We start from the raw sequence: 25,078 nt of genomic DNA, 5'->3' as shown, positions 1-25,078 counted from the left end.
TAAAACCAGCCTTCAATGCGTAAGTGTGCAGATTTGGGTGGAAACCGTGCAGTTTTGGCCGATAAGTGTGCAAGACGGTTATCTTTTCACAACCTGAAACGTGGTGTTGATTTTGCCGCCAGGGCTGTAGATTTTTACAAAATATACACCAGGCATTATTCCCCGCATATCGATCCTGTCTCCGCTGCAAGGGCTTATTGGAGCCGACTGAAAAAAGGGTGTCTCAAAAGTGAGACACCCTTTTTGGGGAGGAACCGGTTACTGTAAGTTTTTTACATCGTCCTGGGTGATGACTGTTATTTGAGCAGGTTGGGATTGTTTTGTTCTTCTGCCTGCGGTACCACGAAAATATAGTTAGTGCTATTGGCGGTAAAGTCTTTGCCATCTGCAAATTTGAACGCCGAGTGGTATTTAGCCGGTACCTGTTTGGTTTTTCCGTCGGGTGTGGTGACTGTTACAATACGGTCGGCACCGCCAGCATCTACATAGGGCTTGCGAACAACCGGCAACTGGTTGCGGATGATGTCGGCCAATGCAAACCCCTCGCCCCACAATTCTTTCCGGCGTTCTACCAGTATTGCTTCGATCAATTGTTCCTTGCTGGCGCCGGCAGGATCGAAGGCGCTGGCTCCACGGGCAGTACGCAGCACGTTGAGCGCAGCAGCCCCATCGGTGATATTGCCTTCGCGGGCATAGCCTTCAGCTTTTATCAGGTGTGCCTCTGCGCTTCTCATCAGCACGAGGTCACCCGTTTGGTCGGCCCGGAACTTGAATTTCTTGTATTGGAGCCATCCTTCCCGGCCGGGATTTCCATCCCACGAGAACAGTGTTTTGCGGATATCGCCAGCTTCAAACAACTCACCGAAGAAAGGATCGGCCATAAAGCTGTAGTAATAAGACGATGCAGAGGATACGTCGAGGAAGTGAAAGCTGTAGCTGCCATCACTCTGACTGGGAATTTCCGGATGCCCCCAGATCCACTCTGAATTATTGACATCATTGAATCCCTTGCCATAATCGGCCTGTGGCATCAATGGGTAGCTCTTCAGGGCAGTGTTGGCTGCTTCGGCCGCGAGTGTCCACCGGCCAGTATTCAGGTAAGCACGTGCCAGCAATCCGTTCACTACATCGGCATTGATCTTGTATTTGGCAACGCGCTGGTAACCTTCCAGTAACCCTTTTGCTTCGATGAGATCGGCAAAAACCTGTGCATAGATCTCTTTCAACGTTGCTTTCGCATTACCCCTTGTGGTATCCGTAGTGGGGGTGGTATAGATCGGCGCCGTTTTGGTCAATGAATCCTTCAGGTAGGAGAACTGATAGAAGGAGGCAATCGTAAGATAGGTATTGGCCCTTAGTGCCAGCGCCTGGCCCTTCAATACCTTCTTCGCCGCCGCATCGCCTGTTACCTTGTCAACGTTGGCGATGATAATGTTGTTGTTATTGATGATGCGGTACAACTGGTTCCAGATGGCGTTCAACCGGCTTTGGGTCTTGTCGCTCATTTGGGTGAACCGGTATACCGGCGCAAAGCTGTATTTGGTAGTGATCAATGCTACGTCGTTGCCCATCGCTTCACTGACCAGGGTAATGGTCTTATAGCCGGGATTGCCAAAGGTGCCGCCGTAGAAATCGTCCATCATGGCTGCCCAGGTACCTTCGGACAGGGCGGTGAGGTTAGCAACGGATTTCAGCACGATCTCTTCCGGAACGGCGTTGGAGGGGGAGGTATCGAGCTGCTTATTGCAGGCTGTTGAGCCGATGGCCAGCAGGGCTATGAACAAGTGTGATCTATATAGTTTCATAAAAGAGTTGATTTGAGGTGAACATTACAGGCCAACCTGCAGGCCTACAGAGATGGTTTTCATTTGCGGGTACTGGTAATAGGTGGTGCCATCGACCGACTGTTCGGGGTCCATACCCTGGTGACCATAGAAGGTGAGCAGGTTCTCGGCCAATCCATATACTTTGGCAGTCTTGAGTCCGATCTTCGACAGCAGGCTGGCCGGTACATTGTATCCCAGCGATACCTGCTTCAAGCGCGCATAAGTGGCATCGTAAAGGAACCGCGTTGAGGTGGAGGTCCAGGCCAGATCGTCGGTCGTAACGCGGGGCACATTGGTATTCTTGTTGTCGGGTGTCCACCGGTTAAGCAATTCTGTAGACCAGTTGCGGCCCGGTGATGGACCACCGGTCAACAGTGAAATGTAATCGGCATCGAGCACCTTGCCGCCCAGGCTGTATGAAAGCACGAACGATAATTCCAATTGTTTATATTGTAGCGAATTGGTGATGCCGCCCGTTACGTCGGGCAGGGAAGAGCCTGCATAGTACTGCGTGCCCTGTGCGTATGTCGTGGTGGTTTCTTTTTTGCCATCGGCCGTGGTGCGGTACCACAAAGGATTTCCGGTGTTGGGATCCACGCCTGCCCATTCGCGCAGGAAGAAATCATACACGGAGGTGCCAACCATCAGCTTTTTGCTGCCGCTGATGATCTCCTTTTGCGGCAGCGAGGTGATCTCGTTTTTGTTGTGTGCCACGTTGATGCCCAGCGTCCATCTCCAGTCGCGGTTGCTAACGGGTACTACATTCAGTTCCAGCTCTGCACCGGTATTGCGCAACTCGCCGATGTTGGCGCTTACGGAGGTGAAGCCGGTAGAGCCGGCGAGCGGTCTGGAATACAGCAGGTCTTTACTGGTTCTTCTGTAATAATTGACGGTACCGTAAATGCGGTTCTTGAGTATGCCAAAGTCGATGCCTACGTTGAGGTTGAGGTTGCTTTCCCATTTCAAGCCAGGTGTGGGCAGGCGGGAGGTGATGACGCCACCGTTGCCAAGGTTGTTCTTGATACTGTGCAATGCGAGATAGGCATAGTAGCCGGAAATATTATCGTTGCCGGAGGCGCCGTAACTCGTCTTCAGCGTCAAGGCGTTTAACCAATTCACCGATTTCAGGAAATCTTCTTCCGACAGGCGCCAGGAGGCACCGGCCGACCAGAAGGTGCCCCAGCGCGAATCGGGCGAAAAGCGGGATGATCCATCGCGACGTACAGAAGCGGTGAAGAAGTATTTGCCCAGGTAATTGTATTGTCCCTGGCCAAAGAAGCTCAGCTTGGCATAATTGTCTGCATTGCCCGAGAAATCGATCAGTTGCGATGCCGCGACGGGTTCATACAGATCGGGCAGGGCAAATTTCTGCCGGCTTCCACTGAGCCCGCTGTTATTTAACTTGTAATATTCCTGACCGGCGAGCAAGCTGATATGGTGGACCGATTGGATGTCGAAGTCATACGTTGCGATATTGTTCCAGGTATAGGAGAGAAAACGGTTACTGCTTTTGCTCACCGTTCCGCCGATAGCAGCATCTTCTCCCACCAATGGATTGGTATAATACAATGAGTTGCTGTTGATATAATCCAGGTTGAAGCTGGTCTTTACTTTCAATGCTTTGGTGACGGCTACTTCCAGAAAAGTTCTGGCAGACAGGTTCTCATTCGTATTCCGTGATTTGTTCAACGGAAGCGAACCGATCAGGTTGTAGCGGGTAAGCGCTGCGTTTGGCCGGTATGCACCATAGTCAAATTGCTTTTGACCACTGGCATCGAGCTTGAACGTGCCATCGGCATTGCGCTGGTAAATGGGGTAGAAGCTGGGTATGGTGCGGCCAAACAGTACCACGTTGGTTTGCCTGGAGTCGGCAGACGTAGGGTAGTCCTGTGCAGTGCTGGCGCCACTGAGGTTGAGGCCGATCTTCAGCCAGGGCTTCGCCTGCAGGGTTAGGTTACTCCTGAAATTGTAGCGCTTAAATCCCGACGCGAGGTAAGCCCCCTGGTTGTTCGTATAGCCGCCGCCTATATAGTAGGTCGATTTGTCGCTGCCTCCTGCAAAGCTCAACTGAGCCTGCGTATACTGTGCATTCTGCAGCATGCCTTCTTCCCAATCGTCGTTCCACAATGGGCGTGCGCCGGCTACGATCTTTCCATCGGCGCCTACGGGCTGCGGAAAGGTGGTGCCATAAGGGTTGATGCCGAGATCAGCAACAATCTTACCGCTCGCGGTGGCGGCAGCCTGTGCTGCTGTTTGTCCGTTGGTCAGCGCTTTGTTGCGCAAGGCCTCCCAGTACAGTTCAAAATACTGGTCAGTGCCAAGCTTGTCATAATCCTTGACGGCGCGGCTGCTCCATCCCTGGTTGATGGTTGCATTGATGGCCACGTCGCTGCCTTTTTTGCCTTGTTTGGTCGTGATAAGGATCACCCCATTGGCGGCACGCGATCCATAGAGGTTGGCGGCCGTGGCATCTTTAAGAATATTGATGGTGGCTATATCGGCGGGATCAAGCGCATTGATATCGCCTTCATAAGGAGCGCCATCCACTACAAACAGCGGCGCGCTCGATGCATTGATACTCCCTACACCCCGAATGCGGATGGTGGAACTGTTGCCGGGCTGCCCGTTGGCCGAAGTAGTTTGAATGCCGGGCGCCAGCCCTTGCAGGGCATTGGTGATGTTGGGGGTAAGCCGGTTGTTTACCTTGTCGGCAGCAATGGTGGTCACGGCACCCGGATAGCCGGAGCGCTTCACCGTGGTGTAGGCAACGGCTACTACTTCATCCAGGGTGTTGTTGCCGGTCTTCAGGAGGATCGTAATGTCTGTTTGACCTGCCTTTACTTCCAGTTCGGCATTTTCTCTTCCCACAAATGAAATGGTCAGTACGGCTTTGTCATCGGGCAATTCCAATTGGAATTGTCCCTGGGTGTTGGTAACGGTTGAGCGGGTTGATTTGCTCACGGCGATGGTTGCGCCCTCGAGGGGTTGCCTGGTCTCGGCAGTCAGTACTACGCCGCGTACCTGCCTGGTTTGTGCCAATAGCCCGGTACTGAATAGTAATAGCAGTGCGAGCAAGTTTTGTTTTTGTAGCATACTTATGGTAATTGTTAATAGACACGGTCATCGCTGCGCCGCCGATCATTGATGATGGCGCAATGCAATCCATGCAAACCCTTTGTAAGGGCCTGTAGAATGTTTTTAGTTAAGTGTAAAAAGGGTCGTAACCAGATCGATGGCAGCAAGGGTACGGGCACTTCAGGCAATGCAACTTTTATCGGGGGTGATAATATAGTTGTTGCCCTGTGTTGGTTAGTTGATGAGCGGCGAAGATAATTGAAAATGTAAAGCCTATCGGTACAGTAGACTTGGAATGACCGGTAGGATAGTTTAAGTGGCAAATGAGATGGATGATCGTATCAGACTTGATAATTTGTTGAATACCGTTCGGATACGCATAGCGGGCAACTTTTCAAGTGGGTCTTTGCTGAGCAGGTGCATAAACAGGAAAAGTTGTATTCCCCTTATAAACTTGTATGTTAAAGGTCGCCTATGTCATTTTGGCTACAACCATCTGCAATTTGGTTACACCGGCCCGTAGTGGGTGCCCGAGTTTTGTGCTAACAAAAACAAATAAAAATGAGCACCATCTTTATTACCGGCGCTTCGACCGGTTTAGGAAAAGCCACCGCGAAATTGTTTCAACAGCAGGGATGGAAGGTGATTGCCACTATGCGCAACCCGGAAAAAGATACTGAGCTGAGGATGTTGGATAATGTAACCTTATTGCCCCTGGATGTAACCAAACCGGAAGAGATCGCCAATACCGTACAGCAGGCTATTGAGCAAGGCGTAGATGTGGTATTCAACAATGCTGGCTACGGATTGGTAGGCCCCATGGAAGCCATCAGCGATGAAAAGATCGTACGCCAGCTGGAAACCAACCTGCTGGGGGTGATGCGGGTTACGCAGGCATTTATTCCTTATTTCCGGAAAAGGAGAAAAGGGCTGTTTATCACCACGACTTCTATGGGCGGATTGTTTGCATTTCCACTGGGATCTATTTATCACGCTACCAAATTTGCGCTGGAAGGCTGGAGCGAAAGTCTCTCTTTTGAGTTGGGATTGTTTAACATCGGCGTAAAAACGGTTGCCCCGGGTGGTATCGCCACCGATTTTGGCGGCAGGTCGATCGATGCCCCTACGCATGCCGCGTACGACGATGCCATGCAAAAGCTGTGGTCGTTGTTTGATGTCGACAAGTTCTCCTCTGCCGAACAGATTGCGGCCGTCGTTTATGAAGCCGCCACCGATGGCAAAGACCAGGTGAGGTATGTGGCCGGTGAAGATGCCAAAGCACTGTATGCAAGGCGGCTGGAGGTGGGCAATGAGGCCTTCAGGAGAGAAATGGGCAAAAATGTTCTAGGTTTGTAAACAGTAAAGCAGGTTACATGAAAAGAAGTGCTCCTGTACCATATAATATTGAAACTATCTCCGGATTGCACAAGCAATTGGGGTTACCCGGACCGCTGCATCCATTGGTGAGCCTGATCGACAATACAAAAATTGCGGTGGATGTCCATTTACTGCCGGAAACCTTCATATTGGGCTTTTATAAGATCTCTTTCAAGAAATTGTTGAAAGGCAGAATAGGGTACGGGCAAGGATATTATGATTATGATGAGGGCGGTTTGGTATTCACCGCCCCTCATCAGGTCATTGCGATCGATAAAGATGCGGAGTTCTTTGGCGCTACGCTGCTGATACATCCCGATTTCCTGCGCAACCATCCATTGGGTAAAACGATTGGTAAATACGGCTTCTTTTCTTATGAAGCCAATGAAGCGCTGCACCTGTCTGAAAAAGAACGAACGACCATTCTGGAAGTGTTGCAGCACATCGAGCGGGAACTGAATAATCCCATCGATGATTTTAGTCAGGATGTATTGTTGTCGTACCTAGAAGTGTTGCTCAACTACAGCAACCGTTTCTATAAGCGGCAGTTCATTACCCGCAAAGCGGTTAACCACGATCTGTTGTCGAAAATGGAACAGTTGCTGAATGAGTATTTTGAAACCGCGCACGCGTTGAATAAGGGACTTCCTACGGTAGAATACCTGGCAGAGCAGCTGCATTTATCGCCCCGCTACTTAAGCGATATGCTGCGATCCCTTACCGGACAAAATGCCCAGCAGCACATCCACGAAAAATTAATAGAGAAGGCGAAAGAAAAACTATCCACGACCAATCTCTCCGTAAGTGAAATAGCCTACGAACTGGGCTTTGAACATCCTCAATCCTTTAGCAAATTATTCAAGATAAAGACAAAGTTGTCGCCGCTGGAGTTCCGGCAATCGTTCAACTAGCCGGGGGCACTTATCAGCGCACGCTGTTCTTCTCCAATGCATAGGTGCCGTCGTACATGCCCCTGCACGGTTCGCTGATTGGCCATTACTGTTCAAAAGAATGCTTCACCATACTCCAAAATTCATCCAGTGCGAGGATGCGCGGCTTGAGGAAGGATATAATAGTCGGCCAGTCGGCCTGTTTCAATACATTAACACCGGGCAGCGTTTTGCTGACAGCGCTGGTCAGCCTGCCTGAGCTATCCACGGCTGCTTCCTGCCACACCCAATCGTTTTCTCCCAGGGCTTCTTCGAGCATGGCTTTCAATTGCACCAATTGATCGTAGTGGGATAGTTGAACGTCGGCGTTTTTATGGGAAAGCAGGATCATGATGACGGCCTGATCCCGGTCGGCATCCATTTTGAACTGAATGCCTGGGGCGCCCGTTTTATAGTTTATCCAGTTTGCCGGTATTCCTTCGGCCGACAGGACCGGTTGCATATATTTCCCAAAAGCCGTCCAGAAGGCTTGCTTTAACCTGGAAATCTCTTCCCGTGTGTACATTATTACTGCAAAGTTCGAAGTATTATTCAAAATAAAAAAGAGGCGCCGGCGATTGGGCTCCGAATGGGAACCTGGTCCGCGAATGTGGAGGAACCGGGACGGTTATCTGCTATTTAAAGCAGCCTTCTTGCGTTAATAGGTGAAAGCCGCTTTGTATAAGGGATTGAAAGCGATATCGGTCAGGGCTGTCAGTTGGCTGGTGGCACTATTTTCGTAAGGGTCAACAAAACCTTTGTTATGATAAGGCCAACACTTGTGGTACTTACTGTTATTGGTATGCTATCCTGTTCGGATAGCGATCGCGTTAATAAACTTGATAATTCTAAAAAGGAGACTATGGCAACAATGATCGAACATATCAATCCGGACAGCTTATTGAAAAGCCCGGCCTTTTCGCAGGCTGTTACTGTGGAGGGCGGCGGTAAAACGATCTATATAGGCGGTCAGGATGCTGTGCTGTCGAATAATGAACTGGTTGGTAGGGGTGACCTGAATGCCCAGACGGTACAGGTGATGAAGAATATCCGGATAGCGTTGGAAGCTGCCGGTGGGGGTTGGAAGGATGTAGTCAAGCTCAACATCTTTTTGAAGCAAGGTCAGGATGCGGGGGGAGCGTTTAAAGCAGCGCAATCCGAAATGAAAGGGATGACGAAACCTCCGGTGGTTACTGTTGTATATGTAGCCGGATTCGGCAATCCTGATTTCTTACTGGAAGTGGATGCAGTAGCCTTCGTGCCTGCCAGCTGAAAAAGACAATAATTCATCACCAAATTGGCTGTGGGGAAGATCATGGCGAACTAATTGGTAGCATTACCTGGTTGAAGTATACTGGATAAAGGGCCGGCACATCGCACGGCCCTTTATCTATTTAGTCATCCCGGGCCCGACTCCAAAAATATTTTTCCCGGGATAAGCAATTGTTCTATATTTGAAACAGAATAGACCAGACCAGACCAATCATCTACTACTTCCCCGGTTTTGTTATTCTCCATGACGGGCCGATGAGGGAGTGCTATTAGTTCAAACGTAAAACGACTGCTATGCCATTCATTACTTGCTGTATCCCGCACGACAGTAGTTAGCGAACCTGCTACCATACCTGCTAATTATTTTATCTCTATCTGATTATTACCAAAAAAGCTAATGATGAAAAAATGTTCTTCACGGGGCCTGGCCTTTGCGTGCCCTGTCTTAACGAAATGCCTGCTGATTACCTTTTTGCTTTTGCCTTTCATGCCTGGGCTTCAAATGGCTTCGCAAGCCCAAACTGTGCGCCGGGTAATAACCGGCATAGTCCGGAACTATAAGGACGAACCTGTATCAGGTGCAACTGTTATGGAAAAAGGAGCTACCAACGGTGTTGTTACTTCCGAAGAGGGCAGGTTCAGTATCAGCGTTGCTGGCAAAAATGTCATCCTGGTCATCACTTATACCGGATACGTGCCGCAGGAAATTGCTGCAGGCAATAACAATACGCAGGATGTCGTCCTGTCTCTTGAAAACAAAGGGTTGAATGAAGTCGTGGTGGTGGGATATGGTGCGCAGTAGAAGGCGTCTGTGACCGGCGCTGTCGCTTCTGTAAAAGGGAGTGATATTGTACAAAGCAGTTCGGCCAATATTTCAAATGCCATTGCGGGGCGCATCCCAGGTGTAATCGCCAATAACCGTTCGGGTCGCCCGGGCGATGACGCGTCTACTATCCTGATCAGGGGATTTAATTCATTTGGTGGCGGAACCAGTCCGCTGGTAGTTGTGGATGGTGTTCCCGACAGGGATTTCACCCGTATCAACCCTGCCGATATTGAAAATATCACTGTGCTGAAAGATGCTTCTGCTGCTATTTATGGGGTGCGTTCTGCCAACGGTGTTATATTGGTGACCACCAAAAGAGGTAAAACGGGAAAGCCCACCATTCAGTATGATGGTTCTTTGGGTGTTCAGCAACTGACCCGCCTGCCCGAAGTGGTGAATGCCTGGCAGTACATGACCTACTACAACGAGATCAAGCCCAATACCTATACTCAGGCCGATATCGATAAGTACAAAGCGGGAAATGATCCCAGCTACACCAGCACAGACTGGATCCATGAAGTATTCCGGAAAAACGCTCCGCAAACCGCGCATTCGGTGTCGGTAAGTGGCGGAGGTGATAATATTAAATACTATTTCTCGGGCCAGTACCTGGATCAATCAAGCAATTTCAGCAACAGTATTGAGCATTATAAGCAGTTCAATATTCGCTCCAATATCGATGCAAGGGTATCGAAAAACCTGAAGGTAAACCTTGACCTGGCAGCGCGCCGGGAAGACCGTGTTTATCCTACTTATGGTGTTAACAGTATTCTTCATGAAGCCAGGTCTCTGTATCCTTTTATTCCTGTTCGCTGGCCCAACGGATCACTTAGTGCAGGCGTGTCGAACGGAAGGAATCCTGTCATCCTGGTAACAGGCGACCCGGGATATGATAAAATAAAGAATTATGCGCTCACTCCGCTGGCCGGATTTGATTGGCAATTACCCTTTGTGACCCCGGGTTTGTCGGTGAGCGGATATGCTTCGTATGATATCAACCTGCGCAATGAAAAAATATTTAATAAACCCTGGGATGCTTTTTCCTTTAACCGCACCACCGGCGAATATGCCAATCAGAAAACATCAACCGCTATTACGAGTATTACACAGGACGACCGGTTAACTTATGCGAGCACTTATTTTATCAAGCTGGCTTACGACCGGCAATTTGGTGCCCATAATATCAACGCTTTTGCTGCCTATGAACAAACGTCTTCCAATTATTCCCAGACTTACGCCTACCGGAAAGATCTGCTGAGCGATCAGATAGACCAGATATTCACGGGGAATGCCGAAGGTCAACTCGCAACCGGCGCCTCTGCGCAGGATGGCCGGGCCAGCTATCTGGGCAGGCTCGCCTACAATTTTGACAACAGGTATCTTGCCGAGCTGTCTTTTCGCTACAATGGTTCCTTCAATTTTCCTTCGAATAACCGGTGGGGATTATTTCCCGCCGTAACTGCAGGCTGGAGGATCTCGGAGGAGAAGTTCTTTAAAAACAATATCAATTTCATAAACCAATTAAAGGTTAGGGCTTCCTGGGGTTTGATGGGTAGCGATGCGGTGGCGCAATACCTGTTCCTGACCAGGTATCAGCTGGTAAGCAATAAGAACTACTATACTTATTTTGGCAACGATTATGCGCTGGCCCCCTCTTTGATATTGTCCAGTACGCCCAATCCCGACATTACCTGGGAAAAACAGGATACCAGGAATATTGGCTTCGATGTCACCTTTTTGGAGGGCAAACTGAATATTACTGCCGACTATTTCCGTTATCTGCGGAAAGATATCCTTGCCCAGCGTAGTGCCTCGATACCCTTGTATACGGGCATGTCGTTGCCAGCAGAGAATATCGGAAAGTCACTTAACAGGGGTATTGACTTTTCTGCCGTGTACAATAACCGGAAAGGGGCGCTGCAATACAATATCGGCGTAAACCTTACCTACGCTAAAAGCAAGGTGTTGTTTCGCGATGAGGCAGCCAATGTGCCGGCATGGCAAAGATCGGAGGGGCACCCCATCGATTCCTGGCTGGTGTATGAAACAAACGGTATTTATCATACCAAAGAGGAGCTTGACGGATCGGTACATTTGCCTGGCGCCAGGATCGGCGACCTATGGATCAAAGACACAGACGGTAACAAAAGTATAACGAGCAATGACCGGGTAAGGAAATTCGAGTCGGCTACTCCCAAGCTGGTTTACGGCCTTAACCTGGGTGCTGCTTATAAAGGAATTGGTGTTAATATTCTCCTTTCTGGCCAGGCAATGGCCAAACAAATGATCCTGTCTCAAATGCAGGGCTCTCTGATAGCACCTCCAAAGTGGTTGTATGATGGCAGGTCGACTACAGATAATCCCCAGGCGCAATATCCAAGGGCGTTCAATAGCAATGATAGCTATAACAGCATTTACGCTGACTTCTGGCTGAAGAGCGCTGCTTTTCTGCGATTGAAATCGGTGGAGGTTTCTTATTCCCTGCCGGTTCAGGTTTATTCAAGATTTGGGATTTCCAGTCTGCGTGTATATGCCAGTGGCTATAACCTCCTGTCGTTCGATAATACGAAGCAGTATGGTATCGATCCGGAAACGAATAATATTACCGGGGTTAATTATCCTCAGTCGAGGATATTCAGGGCAGGTGTTAATGTCGGACTGTAGTTCCTTTTTTTACTTTTAAAACATGCTATATGAAACTCAAAATACTGGCTGGAATCTTTCTCAGCAATACCATTTTATTCTCTTGTTCGAAGGTGCTGGATAAAGCACCCCTGGATTCTTATACTGATCAGTCTGTTTGGAGCGATCTGAAACTGGCAGAGGCTTTTGCGAACAATATTTATAATGTACTTCCTACCTGTACCTACGATTGGGGTAAATCTATCAACAGGAGTTTCCTGCTGTCGTGTGCGGTCGATGAAGGCTATAATAAGTTCGATTATGCGGGTATACGGAGCGTAATTACAAAGGGGATACTATCGCCCGATAATGCCGGGGACTTTGATATTTGGGCAAAGAATTACAGCCATATCCAAAATGCCAATATCTTCCTGTCGAAGATAGATGCTATTCCGGGCGATGAAGCATTTCGTAAGCGCCTTAAAGGCGAGGTTACTTTTCTGCGTGCGTACGCCTATTTTCAACTGGTTAGTGATTATGGTGGCGTGCCCCTGATCAAAACGCCCTTTGAATTGAATTCCGATTTCAAGGTGCCACGCAGTTCGTTCGAGGAAACGGTGAAGTTTATCGTTTCGGAACTGGATCTTGCTGCAGGTTTGTTGACTGCAACTGGTGGAGGAACGGCTACCGGACGGATCACTGGCCCACTGGCGCTGGCGATCAAGTCGAGGATGTTGCTGTATGCTGCCAGTCCGCAATGGAATCCGACCAACGACCAGGCTAAGTGGGCGGCTGCGTCCGCTGCCGCGAAAGCCGTTCTTGATCTGAACAAGTTCAGTCTCTATAGCGGCAACTACGCAGATATTTTTACCACCTTCAACCCGGAATTGATCGGCGTAAGACTATCAAACAAACAATATAACTGGAGTGCATTTGCCGGTGTAGAAATGATGAACTATCCCAGCGGGTATCACGGTTGGGCGGCATTTGCGCCCACGCAAAACCTGGTGGATGCTTTTGGTACTGCCAATGGCAAGTATATTTCCGATGCAGCCTCAGGTTATGATCCGCAACGACCTTACCAGAACCGGGATGCGAGGTTCTATGCGAATATTGTATTTGATGGCCGTTCATTGGGGAATCCGGCATATGTAGACTGGAGAAAAAGCAGTAATAATCCTGATGGAACGCTGGCGGAGTTTTTTGAAGGCGGCCTGGATTCTCCCCAGGGCATCGATACCTGGAACAACAGCGAAACAAGGTATACTTTCCGGAAGTACATGGACACGACCTACGATTTTAATGCAACTACCCAAACCAATAAGTTCTGGATCCTGTCCAGGTTGTCGGAGATCTACCTCAACTATGCAGAGGCTGAGTTTTACCTGGGGCATGAAGCAACCGCGCGGCAGTACCTCAACCTGTTGCGAAACAGGGCGGGGATAGGGGTTGGTCTTACTGAAAGCGGCACTGATCTTGAAAAAAGGATACGTAATGAAAGGCAGGTGGAATTGTGTTTTGAAGGACACCGCTATTATGATGTGCGCCGCTGGAAGGTTGCGGATGTTACGCAGAACCTGCCCATTGGCCAGGTGATCATTACCCGTGCACAGAATGGCACTAAAACTTACCAGTATAAGGACCTGGAGCAACGTTATTTCAAGCCGGGCAATTACCTGTTGCCAATCCCGAGAACAGAGATTGAAAGGACGGGTTTGCCACAGAATCCGGGTTATAATTAAGATCAATAACCTGCTGCCTATCCAATCTATTTGTAATCTGTACATTCGTAAGGAGGAGGAGGGTTTGGGTAGGCAGTTGGTTTTCGAATAAATGCAATCAGTATGAACAGAACTGTTATTTTGTTAGTGTTGTTCTTATGGGCAAGCTTTACAGCCGGCGCCCAGGCGAGGCCTATTGGGTTTACCTCTACAGATACCGCGCTGCAAACAGCATTCAGTAATGCCCGGCAAATGGCATTGTCTTACCGGGGAAGCGCTGCTGACCCGGTAGGCCCGTGGTACGAGGCCGCATTACCCTCCCGGCGGGCTTTTTGTATCAGGGATGTTTCGCATCAGTGCCTGGCGGCGGAATCGCTGGGCATGAGTGGTGAGAACAAGAATATGTTCCTTCAGTTCGTGTCGAACATCTCTGCTAAAAAAGATTGGTGTACGTATTGGGAAATGAATTACCTCGGCAAACCCGCGCCTGAAGACTATCGTAACGATACAGCGTTCTGGTACAACCTCAACGCCAATTTCGATCTTATTTACGCCTGCTGGCGATTGTATTTGTGGACAGGCGACACCGACTATATCAGGCATCCTGCTTTTGAATCTTTTCACCTGCGCTCATTGAATGAATTCATTGATCGTTGGACCTTGCAGGCCGATTCGCTGCTTGCAAGGCCAGCTTATCCCAACGCGCCGGTTCCCTTTAATATAATCGATTATTTTCACCGTTGCCGGGGATTACCTTCTTATACAGAGAATGTGGCCGATCTGAAAATGGGGGTCGACCTGGTAGCTGCCCTCTATCGGGGAGCTGAAGCATGGTCGGCAGCGGAGGCATGGAGGGGCAATAAGAAAGCGGCTGATCTGTATGCCCGGAAAGCAGCCGCTTATCGCCATCAACTGGAATCGGCCTGGTGGGATCCACAGCTCGAACGGTATTATACCCATGTAACCAATAATGGTGTATTTGGTAGAGGGGAGGGGGAAACCTTTCTGTTGTGGTTCGATGCTTTAAAAGACAGTGCAAGAATACGAAGCACGATCGGGCATCTGGTGAATAATGACTGGAATGTTGAGAATTTATCATACCAGGCTTACCAGTTGTACAGGTACGGTTATTGGGATAAAGCCTATAGTTATATCCTGTATCTTACGAATCCGGCGACCAAAAGAAGGGATTATCCGGAAGTGTCGTTTGGGGCGATAGAAGGGATCGTACAGGGGCTGATGGGCGTGGAGGCCGATGCAAGGTTTAACCGGGTATCGACGCTTTACCGGAGCCGCAGTGCCGATCGTAGTTCCTTGTTTCACTTGCCGGTTTTGTCTTCGACCGTCACTGTTGAGCACTGGCAAAACGGAAGTTCATTGTTGAATGAGGGTAAGAAAGCGATCACCTGGCGGGTAGCGTTTAATGGGGAGATACCCTTTATAGAGGTGGCCGGGCGAAAAATGAAAGCTACCCGGGAGTGCGGAATTATGGGTAATTTTATTTCTTACGTGGATGTGCGTGTGCCGCCTGGAAAGAAACTGGTAGCGGGTTATAAGAAAAGTTAGGGTACGTTAATTGCCTATTGTAGTAAACAGAAGTTGGATGATGAAAATGTTCTATGAAAAGATAAGAGAACTTGAAAAAGTAGCGGCCTATTCCAAACATGATCGTTTGGTGCAGGGAATCATCAACGCTATCAATGAAAAGATCCTTGTTCCTGACGATACTTTACCCTCTGTGAATACCATGATCCGGGAGCTTCGCTTTTCCAGGGAAACGATCATAAAAGGATATCATGAACTGGTGAGCAGGGGGATTATTGAGTCAAAGAACAGGCTGGGCTATTATGTTGCGAATGGTAATACCGGTCAAATGCTGCATGTTGCGCTGCTGATGTATAACCTGGATAGTTTTGAAGAGCAGTTTTACCGGAATTTCCGAAATACCCTGGGAGCTTCGGTTGACCTCCAGACCTTCTTCCACCACGGCAATATTGAAGTATTTGAAACGATCCTTCAGCGCATCAAAGGAAAGTTTGGTATGTATGTGATCGCTCCGATCCCCGATCCTAAATCAAAGGAATTGCTGGAGAGTATACCCACTCAAAAGTTCCTGATGTTTGACCGGTTTGAGCAGTTGGATGGGGAGTTTAATCATATAACACAGGAATTTGAACAATCGTCGTATAAAATATTTGCCGAACTGGCTGAGGAGATCAAACGGTTTGACGAATTCATCTTCTATCATTCTCCCGACTCACTTGATCCCAAAGAGATCGTAAAGGCATTCCGGAAATTCCTCAAAGCGTACAAAGTAAAAGGGCGGGTGATCTCCGAGTTTGTTCCGGGCAGCATTGAAAAGGGTAAGGTTTATTTTACCCTCGACAACTTTGCCATGTGGGAAATATTGAAGGAATGCAAAGCAAAAAAATTAAAGGTGGGCAAGGATGTTGGTATCCTGTCGCACAACGATGAGCCGGCGAAGGAATTTGTGGGAATTACTACCTATTCTGCCGACTTTGGATTAATGGGAACAATGGCCGCTCAAACAATACTGAATAAAGAGAATATACAGGTTACCCTGCCCGTTGTGCTGGCCCGTAGAACTTCACTTTGATGACAGCCCTATAAAAATCAAACACATGAAACAAATGATGTTGCTGGCATTTTTGCTGGCAGGTACCACTATGTACGCCCAACAGCAATACTGGCAATTGAGCAAGGATGGCGGCATTCGATGGAACGTGGAAGCAAACCAGGCGCATGCGGATCATATCGAAATGAGTGGAAAACAGATCTCCGTGATTGTTCGTTATGGAGTAGACCATTCGGGGAAAAGGATTTATAGCCGTAAGCTGGTATTTCCCATGCTGCGCACCATACCCAATGATACAAGAGGCAATCTGATCAGGGAGTTTAACGGAAATATTACGGATTCCATTATGATAGGAGGCCAATTGGGGCAGGACGTTCCTCAATGGTACTACATCAAAGGGGTATTGGAAGGTGAGTCGCTGTTGGGTAAAAGCGTCAGTATACACAAAAGGCTATTTCCTGCTGTCGATAAACCTGCCTTTATTGAAAGCTACACGATCCGTAATAACGGGGATAAGGCTATCGAAGTAGACATTCCCGAAATTGACCGAAGCGAGATCACGGATGCCCAAAAGGGAGTGTATGGTGCGTACAATGTAAATTATAAAGTGTATGATGGTGGCCTTAAAAAGCTTGCCAGTCATGAGGCACTTCAATTTTCGGTAGTGATATCGGCACGGAAAGTAACTGAGGAACCTTATTACTACGCCGCCCGGTACGAATGGGAAAAGCGGCTTATGCTGGTGGATCAACTGCAGGAGAAACTGGTGTTGAAAACGCCTAACGACACAATAAACCGCATGTTTGCCTTTGCCAAGATCAGGGCGGGTGAAAGTATCTACGATACCAAACAGGGACTGATGCATGGCCCTGGCGGCGGAGAGTATTATGCCGCCATCTGGGCCAATGACCAGGCCGAATACATCAACCCGTTCTTTGCCTATCTTGGATATCCTGCAGGTGTAGCATCGGCCCTTAATAGTTTCCGGCTGTTTGCCGGCTATATGAACCCTTCTTTTCAACCTATTCCCAGTTCTATCATTGCAGAGGGGGCGGGATTCTGGAATGGTGCAGGTGATCGGGGCGATCAGGCAATGATCGGGTATGGCGCCTCTTTTTTCGCCTTGACCTGTGGGGATACTTCGATGGCTACCTCTCTTTGGCCATTGATCGATTGGTGTAATGCTTACCTGCTTGGAAAAAAATCTCCGGAGGGGGTGATCGCTTCCGAATCGGACGAATTGGAAGGCAGGTTCCCGGCGGGGAAAATAAATCTTTCTACGAATGTGCTGGCTTATGCTTCCTTTCGATATGGGGCACAGCTCGCTTCTTCATTGGGTAAGCCTGCTGTGGCTGAAGCCTGGATGAAGGAGGCGGCAGCATTGAAAAGTAGTATCAACCGATACTTCGGATCGTCGGTGGAGGGATATGAGACCTATCGATACTATGATGGTAATGATAAGTTGCGTTCGTGGATCTGCCTGCCGCTGGTGATGGATATCGACGAGCGCAAGGAGCAAACGAAGAATGCCTTATTATCTCCCCGTTTATGGACGATCAATGGCCTGCTTACGCAATCGGGATCAACTACGTTCTGGGATCGCTCGACCTTATACGGATTCCGCGGCTTATTCAGGTCTGGTGCAACCGATACCACTTACCCTTATTTTGCCTACTACTCTGCTAAAAGGTTACTGGGCGATCATGTTCCCTATGCCATTGAAGCCTGGCCGGAGGGAGACCAGCGTCATTTGTCGGCCGAAAGCGGTCTTTACTGCCGTTCGGTTGTTGAGGGCCTCTGGGGTTTCGAACCGGTTGGACTCAGGGAGTTCGCCATTTGTCCGAGGCTGCCGAAGAGATGGAAGGAAATGTCGTTGAATAATGTTTATGCTTTTAATACGCTGTTCGATATGTCGGTGGTTCGCCTTGGAGGCAGATACCGTGTGCGGGTACAGGAGGCGGGCAAGCCGGCAAAAATTATTGACTGGAATGGCGTTAAGCCGTTGCGTTTTGTGTTGTAATGTATAGTTTTAGCCAATGAATACGATTGCTCTCCTGACTTTCCTGGCCCTTACCATTTGTGTGGCTTTGTTGTCGTGGATCAAAACGAGGAAGGAGCAATTGCATACTTTATCGGGTCTGTTTTTTGCCAATCGTAAGCTGGGGTTTGTTGCCGTGGGGTGCGGCTTGTTGTTTGCCAATATCAATACTGCTTTGTTTGTTGGTGAGAACGAGCTTACTTATATCAACAACATGAGTGTAATGGCCTGGGGCGTTACTTCTGTTTTAGCCATGCTGGTGGTTTCGGAGTTTATTATTCCTGTGTACCTGAAAATGGGCATTTCCACGACGCCTGAGTTTTTGGCCCTTCGCTATGACAATAGCACGAAGACAATTGTATCGATTATTTTCCTGCTGAACTATATCATCAACCTGCTGCCCTCTGTTTTGTATAGCGGTGCTGTTGCCTTCAACGGGCTTTTTCATTTTTCTGAACATTACCAGATCGGTTATTGGACTACCATCTGGCTATTGGTGTGGGTGATGGGAATTATTGGTGGCTTGTATTCTCTACTGGGCGGTCTCAAAGCGATCGCCGTGTCGGATGTATTGCTGGGGATCGGGATGTTTACCGGCGGACTATTGCTTCCTTTTTTTGCCTTAAAGCATCTGGGGGATGGTAGTTTGCAAGCGGGCCTGGCTAAGGTGTTGTCTTCCCATACTGATCATTTCAACAGCATGGGACGTTCGGGCGATGCCATCCCGTTTGGAACCATCTTTACGGGTATGGCGCTCATCAACCTGTATTATTGGGGCACTGAGCAGTATATTGTACAACAGGTGCTTGGCTCCAGGAGCCTGGCTGATTGTCAAAAAGGGATTGCGCTTGCTTGTGTTGGCAAATTACTATTGCCATTATTGATCAATATTCCCGGCATTATTGCGGTACACCTGTACAGCGGATTGTCGAATACCGTGGAGGTGTTTCCAAGACTGGTGGCCGATGTTTCCTCTCCTGTTTATAGCGGCTTTATGGCTGCACTGATGTTCGGCGCAGCCATTACGACCTTCAATGCCGGGTTAAACAGTTCGGCGACCTTGTTTACCTTGAATATCTACAAGCCATTGGCTATAAAAAGAAAATGGGATGTGAACGAACGGGACTACCTGCGGGCTGCCAAGCGCTTTGAAATGCTTATTTGCCTGGTGGCCATCTGCATTGCTCCGTTTATGATGTTTGCGAAAGGAGGACTTTATACCTACCTGCAGAAGATTGGTGGCTTATTCAGCGTGCCCATATTTACTATACTGGTGGTGGGGCTGCTGACGACCAGGGTTCCGCCGTTAGCTGCTAAAGTTGGGTTGTTCTTTTTTGTGGTATGTTATGCGTGTACGCAACTGGTATTTGATGTACAGGTTCACTTTTTGCATGTACTTGCCATTTTGTTTGTAATGACAACGCTGATCATGTTATTAATCGGAAAATGGAAGCCTGTACCTGTTCCCTTTCGCCTGGCTGGCAATAGCATGGTTGATATAAAGCCCTGGAAGAACAGGCATTTTTATACATTTCTACTGGTGCTGATGGCGGTGTTCCTGTTTGTATTGTTTTCGCCGTTGGGGTTGGCCCGATGATAATTCATATTGCATAGGCTACGGCATTTTGCCGAAGCCCATCCCCGGTTTTGGAGACGCCCGTCACAAATGCAAACAAGCGGATTGGAACCTGGTGTAGATTTGTTGTATCAGGCCGGCAATAGGGGTTAATGACTTTCCATCCAGGCGAGGAAGTCTGACGATTTTGCTTTACTGACAACAATAGGATCTGCTGCCGGTTGTATAAGGTGCACCAGCAGCTTCCGTTCAATATATGTTTCCACTTCCCTGATCGCTTTAAAAGCCACCAGGTATTGCCGGTTTGCCCGGTAAAAAAGTGACGGATCAATCAGCGATTCAATGTAATCCAGCGAATCAACCAGGCGATATTGCTGATTGTCTTTCGTACACAGGTCTACCACTTCACCGGTTACCCGAAAGTATAGCACATCGTTTACGTTAACAGGGATCAGCTTGTCGCGGTAGGTTACCAGGAAGGTTGATTTGTATGACTTATGGGTCCCCTGGAGCTCTTTCAGGAGCGCTGTAAGTAAAGGCCGTTCTTCCTGACTGGCCGGTTTCTTTAACAGGTGCTGTAACTTGTTCAGGCATTTTTCCAATAAACCTTCCTCGAGCGGCTTTAATAAGTAATCAATGCCGTTATTACGAAAAGCCTGGATAGCATATTGGTCGTAAGCGGTACAGAAGACTACCGGGCATTGAATATCGACCCGCTTGAAGATATCGAATGCGAGACCATCCCCCAGTTGAATATCCGAAAAGATCAGGTCGGGCTGCTGGTTCTTATCGAACCATTCAAGTCCCGATTCAACACTGTCGATAATGTCAACAATGTGAAAGGCCGGACGTAAGGCCTTGATCGACCGTTGCAGGTCTCTGGCCGTTTGCACTTCATCTTCTATGATCAAAACTTTCATATACTTAAGTTATGGGAAGTAAAACCTGAAATTCATGTTCGTTCTTTGTGACAACAATATCTTTTCCCTTCAATAACATATAACGGCGGCTTATATTACTTAAACCCAAACGGGAGGAGGTCGGTTCCACCGGTTTTGACTGCAGGTTGTTCTTTACCGCCAGGTATTCTTTCGTCATGAAAATCGAAATGTGCAACGGCCTTTTTAACGAAAGACCGTTATGCTTTACTGCATTCTCCACCAATAATTGCAGCGTATTCGGTGGCATCGTGTTACTGAGCACCTGCTCCGGTACCTGTATGTCGGTGCAGATCGCATCCCCAAACCGGATCTTTAACAGGTACAGGTAAGAGCGCATAAAGTTCAGCTCTTCACCCAGCGTCACCATATTTTTATCCTGGTGTTGCAGCATATAACGATACACAGAAGCCAGCTCGCCGATAAAGCTAACCGCCTGCCTGGGATCATATTTTGTTAATGATTGTAACGTCGTCAGCGAGTTGAATAAGAAATGAGGATTGATCTGTTGCTTCAACGCTTCGTGTACAGCATGCAGGTTTTCCCGCTTTAGCATCTCATTCTCCAGTGCGATGTCCCTTTTTTCTGCAACACTGTCGAAGGCATGTTTGATCAATAAGATCAGTGTATTGAATAAAAATATTTGCAGGAAGATGAAAAACCAGGTGCTGAAAGAATGACCCCAGTTGCCCCTTGCCGTGGAAAGTAACCGGCCCGATAGCGTATTCAGCAATAGCCCGACCGATAAATAGATCAGTATCGCCAACATATAGGATACTGCTATTTTGTAATGGAGGGCCCTGGGCTTATTCTTTGCTTTCATCGATTTGTTCGTCCTGAAGTCAATCAGGGCGAAATTCATGCACCACAGCGAAAGTATGATCAGAAAAGAAGAAACAAAGTGAACCACCGTGGTAGATCTGCTGCTGTCGGAAAGCGCAAAGGCTGCCGGGAAAAACAGCGCAATAAAACCTCCTTCCTTCAAACGATATTTACCGGCCAGGCTTTTCATTCATAGCAATAATAATCATCCAAATTAGCCAAAATCCCCAGAAAACGGCCAGGCTGGCCATTTGCCCCATGAACCCGGCAAAATGCAGGTTGTACTTCCGTCGCGACACAGTTATTACCACCAATTTTGAGCATCTCGCCAAACAGCGACTTCAATCAAAAAAAATAGTCCCTTCATGAAAAGGATCCCTGGCATTGATTTTACAAGAGGAACTGTAATGATTATCATGGCGCTCGACCATGTGCGTGATCTGCTTCATGTAAATGGCCTTACCCAAAGTCCTACCGATCTCACTACCACTACTCCTCAATTATTCTTTACACGATGGATAACCCATCTTTGCGCCCCTATATTCGTGTTTTTATCGGGAACATCGGCCTTCCTGTCGCTCAGCAGCAGCAAGGATGTTGGCAGAAGCAGGAGGTTTTTATGGAAGCGCGGCTTGTACCTGATCTTGCTGGAGTTTACCCTGGTGAACTTTGGCTTGTATTTCGATCCTGGCTTTCATACGTTTATTTTTGAGGTGATTGGAGCTATTGGATTTGGCTTCATCCTGCTTAGCCTGATGAGCAGGTTGTCGACAAAAGCGATCGCCATTGTCGGGTTGGTCATACTGTTTTGCCACAACCTATTCGTCCTGGTCCCTTTTGGTGAAGATTCAATAGCGCGGGCTATTTTAAGTCCATTCTTTGGTCCCGGTGCTTTTCCTGTATTTGGACGTACCCTGATCATTGCTTATCCACCGATACCATGGTTGGGTATCATGCTGGTTGGTTTTGCAGCCGGGAAATGCTTTGAATGGGAGGGGCAGGAGAGGAAGAAAATGTTTGTGCGGTTGGGCTGCGCCGGATTGTTATTGTTTGTTCTTATCCGCTTTGTCAACGTTTATGGCGATCCTGTACCGTGGTCTTCTCAAAAGAATGCTTTGTATACTTTTCTTTCGTTCATGAACATCACCAAATACCCACCATCACTGTTGTTTTGCCTCGCTACTTTAGGAATCATGTTTTTTATATTGGCTTTTGCCGAAAATGCGGCAGGAAGGCTTTCCAGGATTGTATGCCGGTATGGCAAAGTGCCACTGTTTTATTTCCTGCTCCATTTCTACCTCATTCATTTGATCATGTTTGGTGTGCTGCTTGCACAGGGCATCACCTGGGAACAGATGGATGTTGCTTCCGGGAATTTCGGAAGACCTGTAGATATCAGAAACGGCCTCGCGCTATGGCAGGTTTATTTGGTTTGGGTAATTGTCGTGGCTTTGCTTTATAAGCCATGCTGCTGGTATGGACGATACAAAGCCACTCACCAGCACTGGTGGCTGAAGTTTCTATAACTGGGAGCCAGTTAAGGAGGGTTTGTTGATGATCGCATTCGGTTGGATATAGCGCCGCGCAGGCGGCCCTACAAGCTGCCTGTTAACTATTTTTTTTCAGCATCCCTTCATCTACGCTTTTATCGATCAATGTTTTAGCATAGCTCCACAGCAGGTCAGAACCTTCTTTAATGATGCTCTTTTTTTGGACGACCTTGTCATACGTTACGTTGAATTCTTTCCAGGTACCGCCGTTATTAGACCTATTTTGGAGCAGCGGTTCAAAGCGGTCCATCGCACGGGCGAACTTAGCTTCAGCGGTTTCTCCGGCTTCAAATTCTTCCCAGATGGCAATGAGCTCTTCGGCCTGATCAGCGGGAAGTAAACCAAATATCCGCCTGGCGGCTATGGTTTCAGCTTCTGTGTTGGAGTGGCTGACTACGTTATCATACAAAAAGATGTCGCCGGAATCAATCTCCACCACATCATGGATCAGTAGCATCTTGATCACTTTCAACAGGTCGATCGGTTCGTTACTGTGGCCAGCCAGGACGATGGCCATTAAGGACAGGTGCCAGCTATGCTCCGCATCATTTTCGGGGCGGTCGCTGTTAAACAGCTTTGTTCTGCGCTGTATATACTTTACCTTATCGATTTCGTGAATGAAATCTACCTGTTGCTGCAATTGCTCAAAATTCATACGCGGAGCTTTAGATGAGTGGATCGATAAGGCAAAATTAAGTCATAATAAGGTCGTTTATTAAACCTACCCGGGATACCTTTTGCTTATCCCAGTTTTTTCCTCAGCCATTTGCGTACCGGCTCATCATACCATTTCAAGGTGGCATACGCCAGGATAATAGAGCCTATTAAGATCGACAATGCATAAGGCCATGCCTGTGCGATGGTGACACCTTTGTGGTTGCTGATCCAGGCGACATAAAAGTATACCAGCGGATAATGTACGAGGTAAAGCGGATAGGAGATATCGCCTAAGAATTTGCATATCCTGCGTTCGCTCTCTGTATGTACCACGCCGCTGGCACCCAGGTAAACAATAAGCGGAAAAACAATGATGATACAAACTGATTCATAGACCCCATTCATCCACAGATGCTCAGCACCGCCTATGCGTGGCATATACAGAACAAGGGCTACCAGGAGGCTGCTCCATAAAAAGGCATGCTTTATGCGCGTTGGTTTGGCTATCCTTGAAAGCAGCAGACCTGCAAAGAAGGGATACATCGTCCGGGTAAAACCCACGCGCAGATGTTCTGCGTTTAGTGTCCAACCGCCGCTGACATCCCCATTGGGGCTGGTAATGGCCAGGTGAGCGAGCGCTACGGCCGCGATCAACACCAAAATACCCAACACTTTTTTTGACAACTTCCGGATGCCAATGGCATACAGGATATTGGCAATGTATTCAAAGAACAATGACCAGCCCACGCTATTGAGCGGGTGCATTTCTTCCCAACCCCGTATATCCATGGATAAGGGAACAGGCAGTATAGTATAGCCAATGAACAGCACCAGCAGCATTTTCCATAGGGGAATAGTATGGATGAGCGGCCAGATCGTTGAATCAGTAAAATAGAAACCGATTGCCCCAAGGGTCATCCCCAACACCACCATGGGATGAAGCCGTTCGATCCGTCGCTTCATGAATGTGCCGATGGTCATTTTTTGCCAGCGATCGTCATAAGCATAACCGATCACATAGCCAGACAGCAGAAAGAAAAAATCAACGGCCAGGTAGCCGTGGTTGACCAGGATATCCAGGTGCCCGGTTCCTAAGGGCTCGGTCAGGTGAAACGTTACAACGATAATGGCTGCGACTCCACGTAATCCATCTAATATGAGGTAATGTGGCTTTGTGGAAAGTGAATTATGATTCATTCGTCTTCAGATAGGGTACTTAGATACGTTTTAAAATTGCTATCGATTGAATCTGT

The 25,078-nt window shown here is 48.2% G+C and carries 18 protein-coding genes; 11 read left to right on the top strand and 7 right to left on the bottom strand.

The features are described from left to right. Positions 1-296: 296 nt before the first annotated feature. The gene (locus P2H89_RS11335) at positions 297-1,805 is read right to left on the bottom strand and encodes a RagB/SusD family nutrient uptake outer membrane protein (RefSeq protein ID WP_275826856.1); all 1,509 of its coding nucleotides are present in this window, start codon (positions 1,803-1,805) and stop codon (positions 297-299) included. Positions 1,806-1,829: 24 nt separating this feature from the next. Further along, entirely contained in the window at positions 1,830-4,919 is a 3,090-nt protein-coding gene (locus P2H89_RS11330) for a TonB-dependent receptor (protein ID WP_275826855.1), read from the bottom strand. A gap of 543 nt (positions 4,920-5,462) precedes the next feature. Between P2H89_RS11330 and P2H89_RS11325 the strand changes: the two genes are divergently transcribed. Both P2H89_RS11325 and P2H89_RS11320 read left to right on the top strand, forming a co-directional pair. Further along, positions 5,463-6,257: an SDR family oxidoreductase gene (locus P2H89_RS11325; protein ID WP_275826854.1), complete on the top strand. Its 795-nt coding sequence runs from the start codon at positions 5,463-5,465 to the stop codon at positions 6,255-6,257. A gap of 17 nt (positions 6,258-6,274) precedes the next feature. Then, the gene (locus P2H89_RS11320) at positions 6,275-7,189 is read left to right on the top strand and encodes a helix-turn-helix transcriptional regulator (protein ID WP_275826853.1); all 915 of its coding nucleotides are present in this window, start codon (positions 6,275-6,277) and stop codon (positions 7,187-7,189) included. 85 nt (positions 7,190-7,274) lie between these two features. Here the strand turns inward: P2H89_RS11320 and P2H89_RS11315 are convergent, their stop codons facing one another. After that, positions 7,275-7,733, bottom strand: coding sequence for a DUF4268 domain-containing protein (locus P2H89_RS11315; RefSeq protein ID WP_275826852.1), 459 nt, complete (start codon positions 7,731-7,733; stop codon positions 7,275-7,277). A gap of 336 nt (positions 7,734-8,069) precedes the next feature. On the opposite strand from P2H89_RS11315, the gene P2H89_RS11310 reads away from it, so the two are divergent. The 8 genes from P2H89_RS11310 to P2H89_RS11275 all read left to right on the top strand — a co-directional run bounded on the left by P2H89_RS11310 (position 8,070) and on the right by P2H89_RS11275 (position 19,879). Beyond that, positions 8,070-8,480 (top strand): RidA family protein, encoded by a 411-nt coding sequence (locus tag P2H89_RS11310; RefSeq protein ID WP_275826851.1) that lies wholly within the window; start codon positions 8,070-8,072, stop codon positions 8,478-8,480. Between the two features lie 522 nt (positions 8,481-9,002). Continuing rightward, complete coding sequence (locus tag P2H89_RS11305) at positions 9,003-9,281, top strand: carboxypeptidase-like regulatory domain-containing protein (RefSeq protein WP_275826850.1); 279 nt, start codon at positions 9,003-9,005, stop codon at positions 9,279-9,281. Between the two features lie 9 nt (positions 9,282-9,290). Then, positions 9,291-11,969 carry a TonB-dependent receptor gene (locus tag P2H89_RS11300; protein WP_275826849.1) on the top strand — a complete coding sequence of 893 codons (2,679 nt, stop codon included), beginning with the start codon at positions 9,291-9,293 and terminating at the stop codon, positions 11,967-11,969. A gap of 29 nt (positions 11,970-11,998) precedes the next feature. Then, entirely contained in the window at positions 11,999-13,669 is a 1,671-nt protein-coding gene (locus P2H89_RS11295; protein ID WP_275826848.1) for a RagB/SusD family nutrient uptake outer membrane protein, read from the top strand. A gap of 102 nt (positions 13,670-13,771) precedes the next feature. Then, the gene (locus tag P2H89_RS11290) at positions 13,772-15,214 is read left to right on the top strand and encodes a hypothetical protein (RefSeq protein WP_275826847.1); all 1,443 of its coding nucleotides are present in this window, start codon (positions 13,772-13,774) and stop codon (positions 15,212-15,214) included. A gap of 37 nt (positions 15,215-15,251) precedes the next feature. Continuing rightward, positions 15,252-16,265, top strand: a complete 1,014-nt coding sequence (locus P2H89_RS11285; protein WP_275826846.1) for a GntR family transcriptional regulator — start codon at positions 15,252-15,254, stop codon at positions 16,263-16,265. A gap of 25 nt (positions 16,266-16,290) precedes the next feature. Beyond that, entirely contained in the window at positions 16,291-18,264 is a 1,974-nt protein-coding gene (locus tag P2H89_RS11280; protein ID WP_275826845.1) for a hypothetical protein, read from the top strand. Between the two features lie 16 nt (positions 18,265-18,280). Then, positions 18,281-19,879: a solute:sodium symporter family transporter gene (locus tag P2H89_RS11275; protein WP_275826844.1), complete on the top strand. Its 1,599-nt coding sequence runs from the start codon at positions 18,281-18,283 to the stop codon at positions 19,877-19,879. Between the two features lie 128 nt (positions 19,880-20,007). Here P2H89_RS11275 and P2H89_RS11270 read toward each other — a convergent pair whose 3' ends face one another. Further along, complete coding sequence (locus P2H89_RS11270) at positions 20,008-20,778, bottom strand: LytTR family DNA-binding domain-containing protein (RefSeq protein ID WP_275826843.1); 771 nt, start codon at positions 20,776-20,778, stop codon at positions 20,008-20,010. Between the two features lie 4 nt (positions 20,779-20,782). Next, complete coding sequence (locus P2H89_RS11265) at positions 20,783-21,808, bottom strand: histidine kinase (protein ID WP_275826842.1); 1,026 nt, start codon at positions 21,806-21,808, stop codon at positions 20,783-20,785. A 175-nt stretch (positions 21,809-21,983) separates the two neighbouring features. Between P2H89_RS11265 and P2H89_RS11260 the strand changes: the two genes are divergently transcribed. Beyond that, positions 21,984-23,144: a heparan-alpha-glucosaminide N-acetyltransferase domain-containing protein gene (locus P2H89_RS11260; protein ID WP_275826841.1), complete on the top strand. Its 1,161-nt coding sequence runs from the start codon at positions 21,984-21,986 to the stop codon at positions 23,142-23,144. Between the two features lie 82 nt (positions 23,145-23,226). Here the strand turns inward: P2H89_RS11260 and P2H89_RS11255 are convergent, their stop codons facing one another. Both P2H89_RS11255 and P2H89_RS11250 read right to left on the bottom strand, forming a co-directional pair. Then, on the bottom strand, positions 23,227-23,823 hold the full coding sequence (locus tag P2H89_RS11255; RefSeq protein ID WP_275826840.1) for an HD domain-containing protein: 597 nt from the start codon (positions 23,821-23,823) through the stop codon (positions 23,227-23,229). Positions 23,824-23,909: 86 nt separating this feature from the next. Further along, the gene (locus P2H89_RS11250) at positions 23,910-25,022 is read right to left on the bottom strand and encodes an acyltransferase (protein ID WP_275826839.1); all 1,113 of its coding nucleotides are present in this window, start codon (positions 25,020-25,022) and stop codon (positions 23,910-23,912) included. Positions 25,023-25,078 lie beyond the last annotated feature (56 nt).

The organism is Paraflavitalea sp. CAU 1676 (assembly GCF_029223285.1).
GTDB lineage: Bacteria > Bacteroidota > Bacteroidia > Chitinophagales > Chitinophagaceae > Paraflavitalea.
This window is presented reverse-complemented; position numbering and strand designations above follow the sequence as displayed.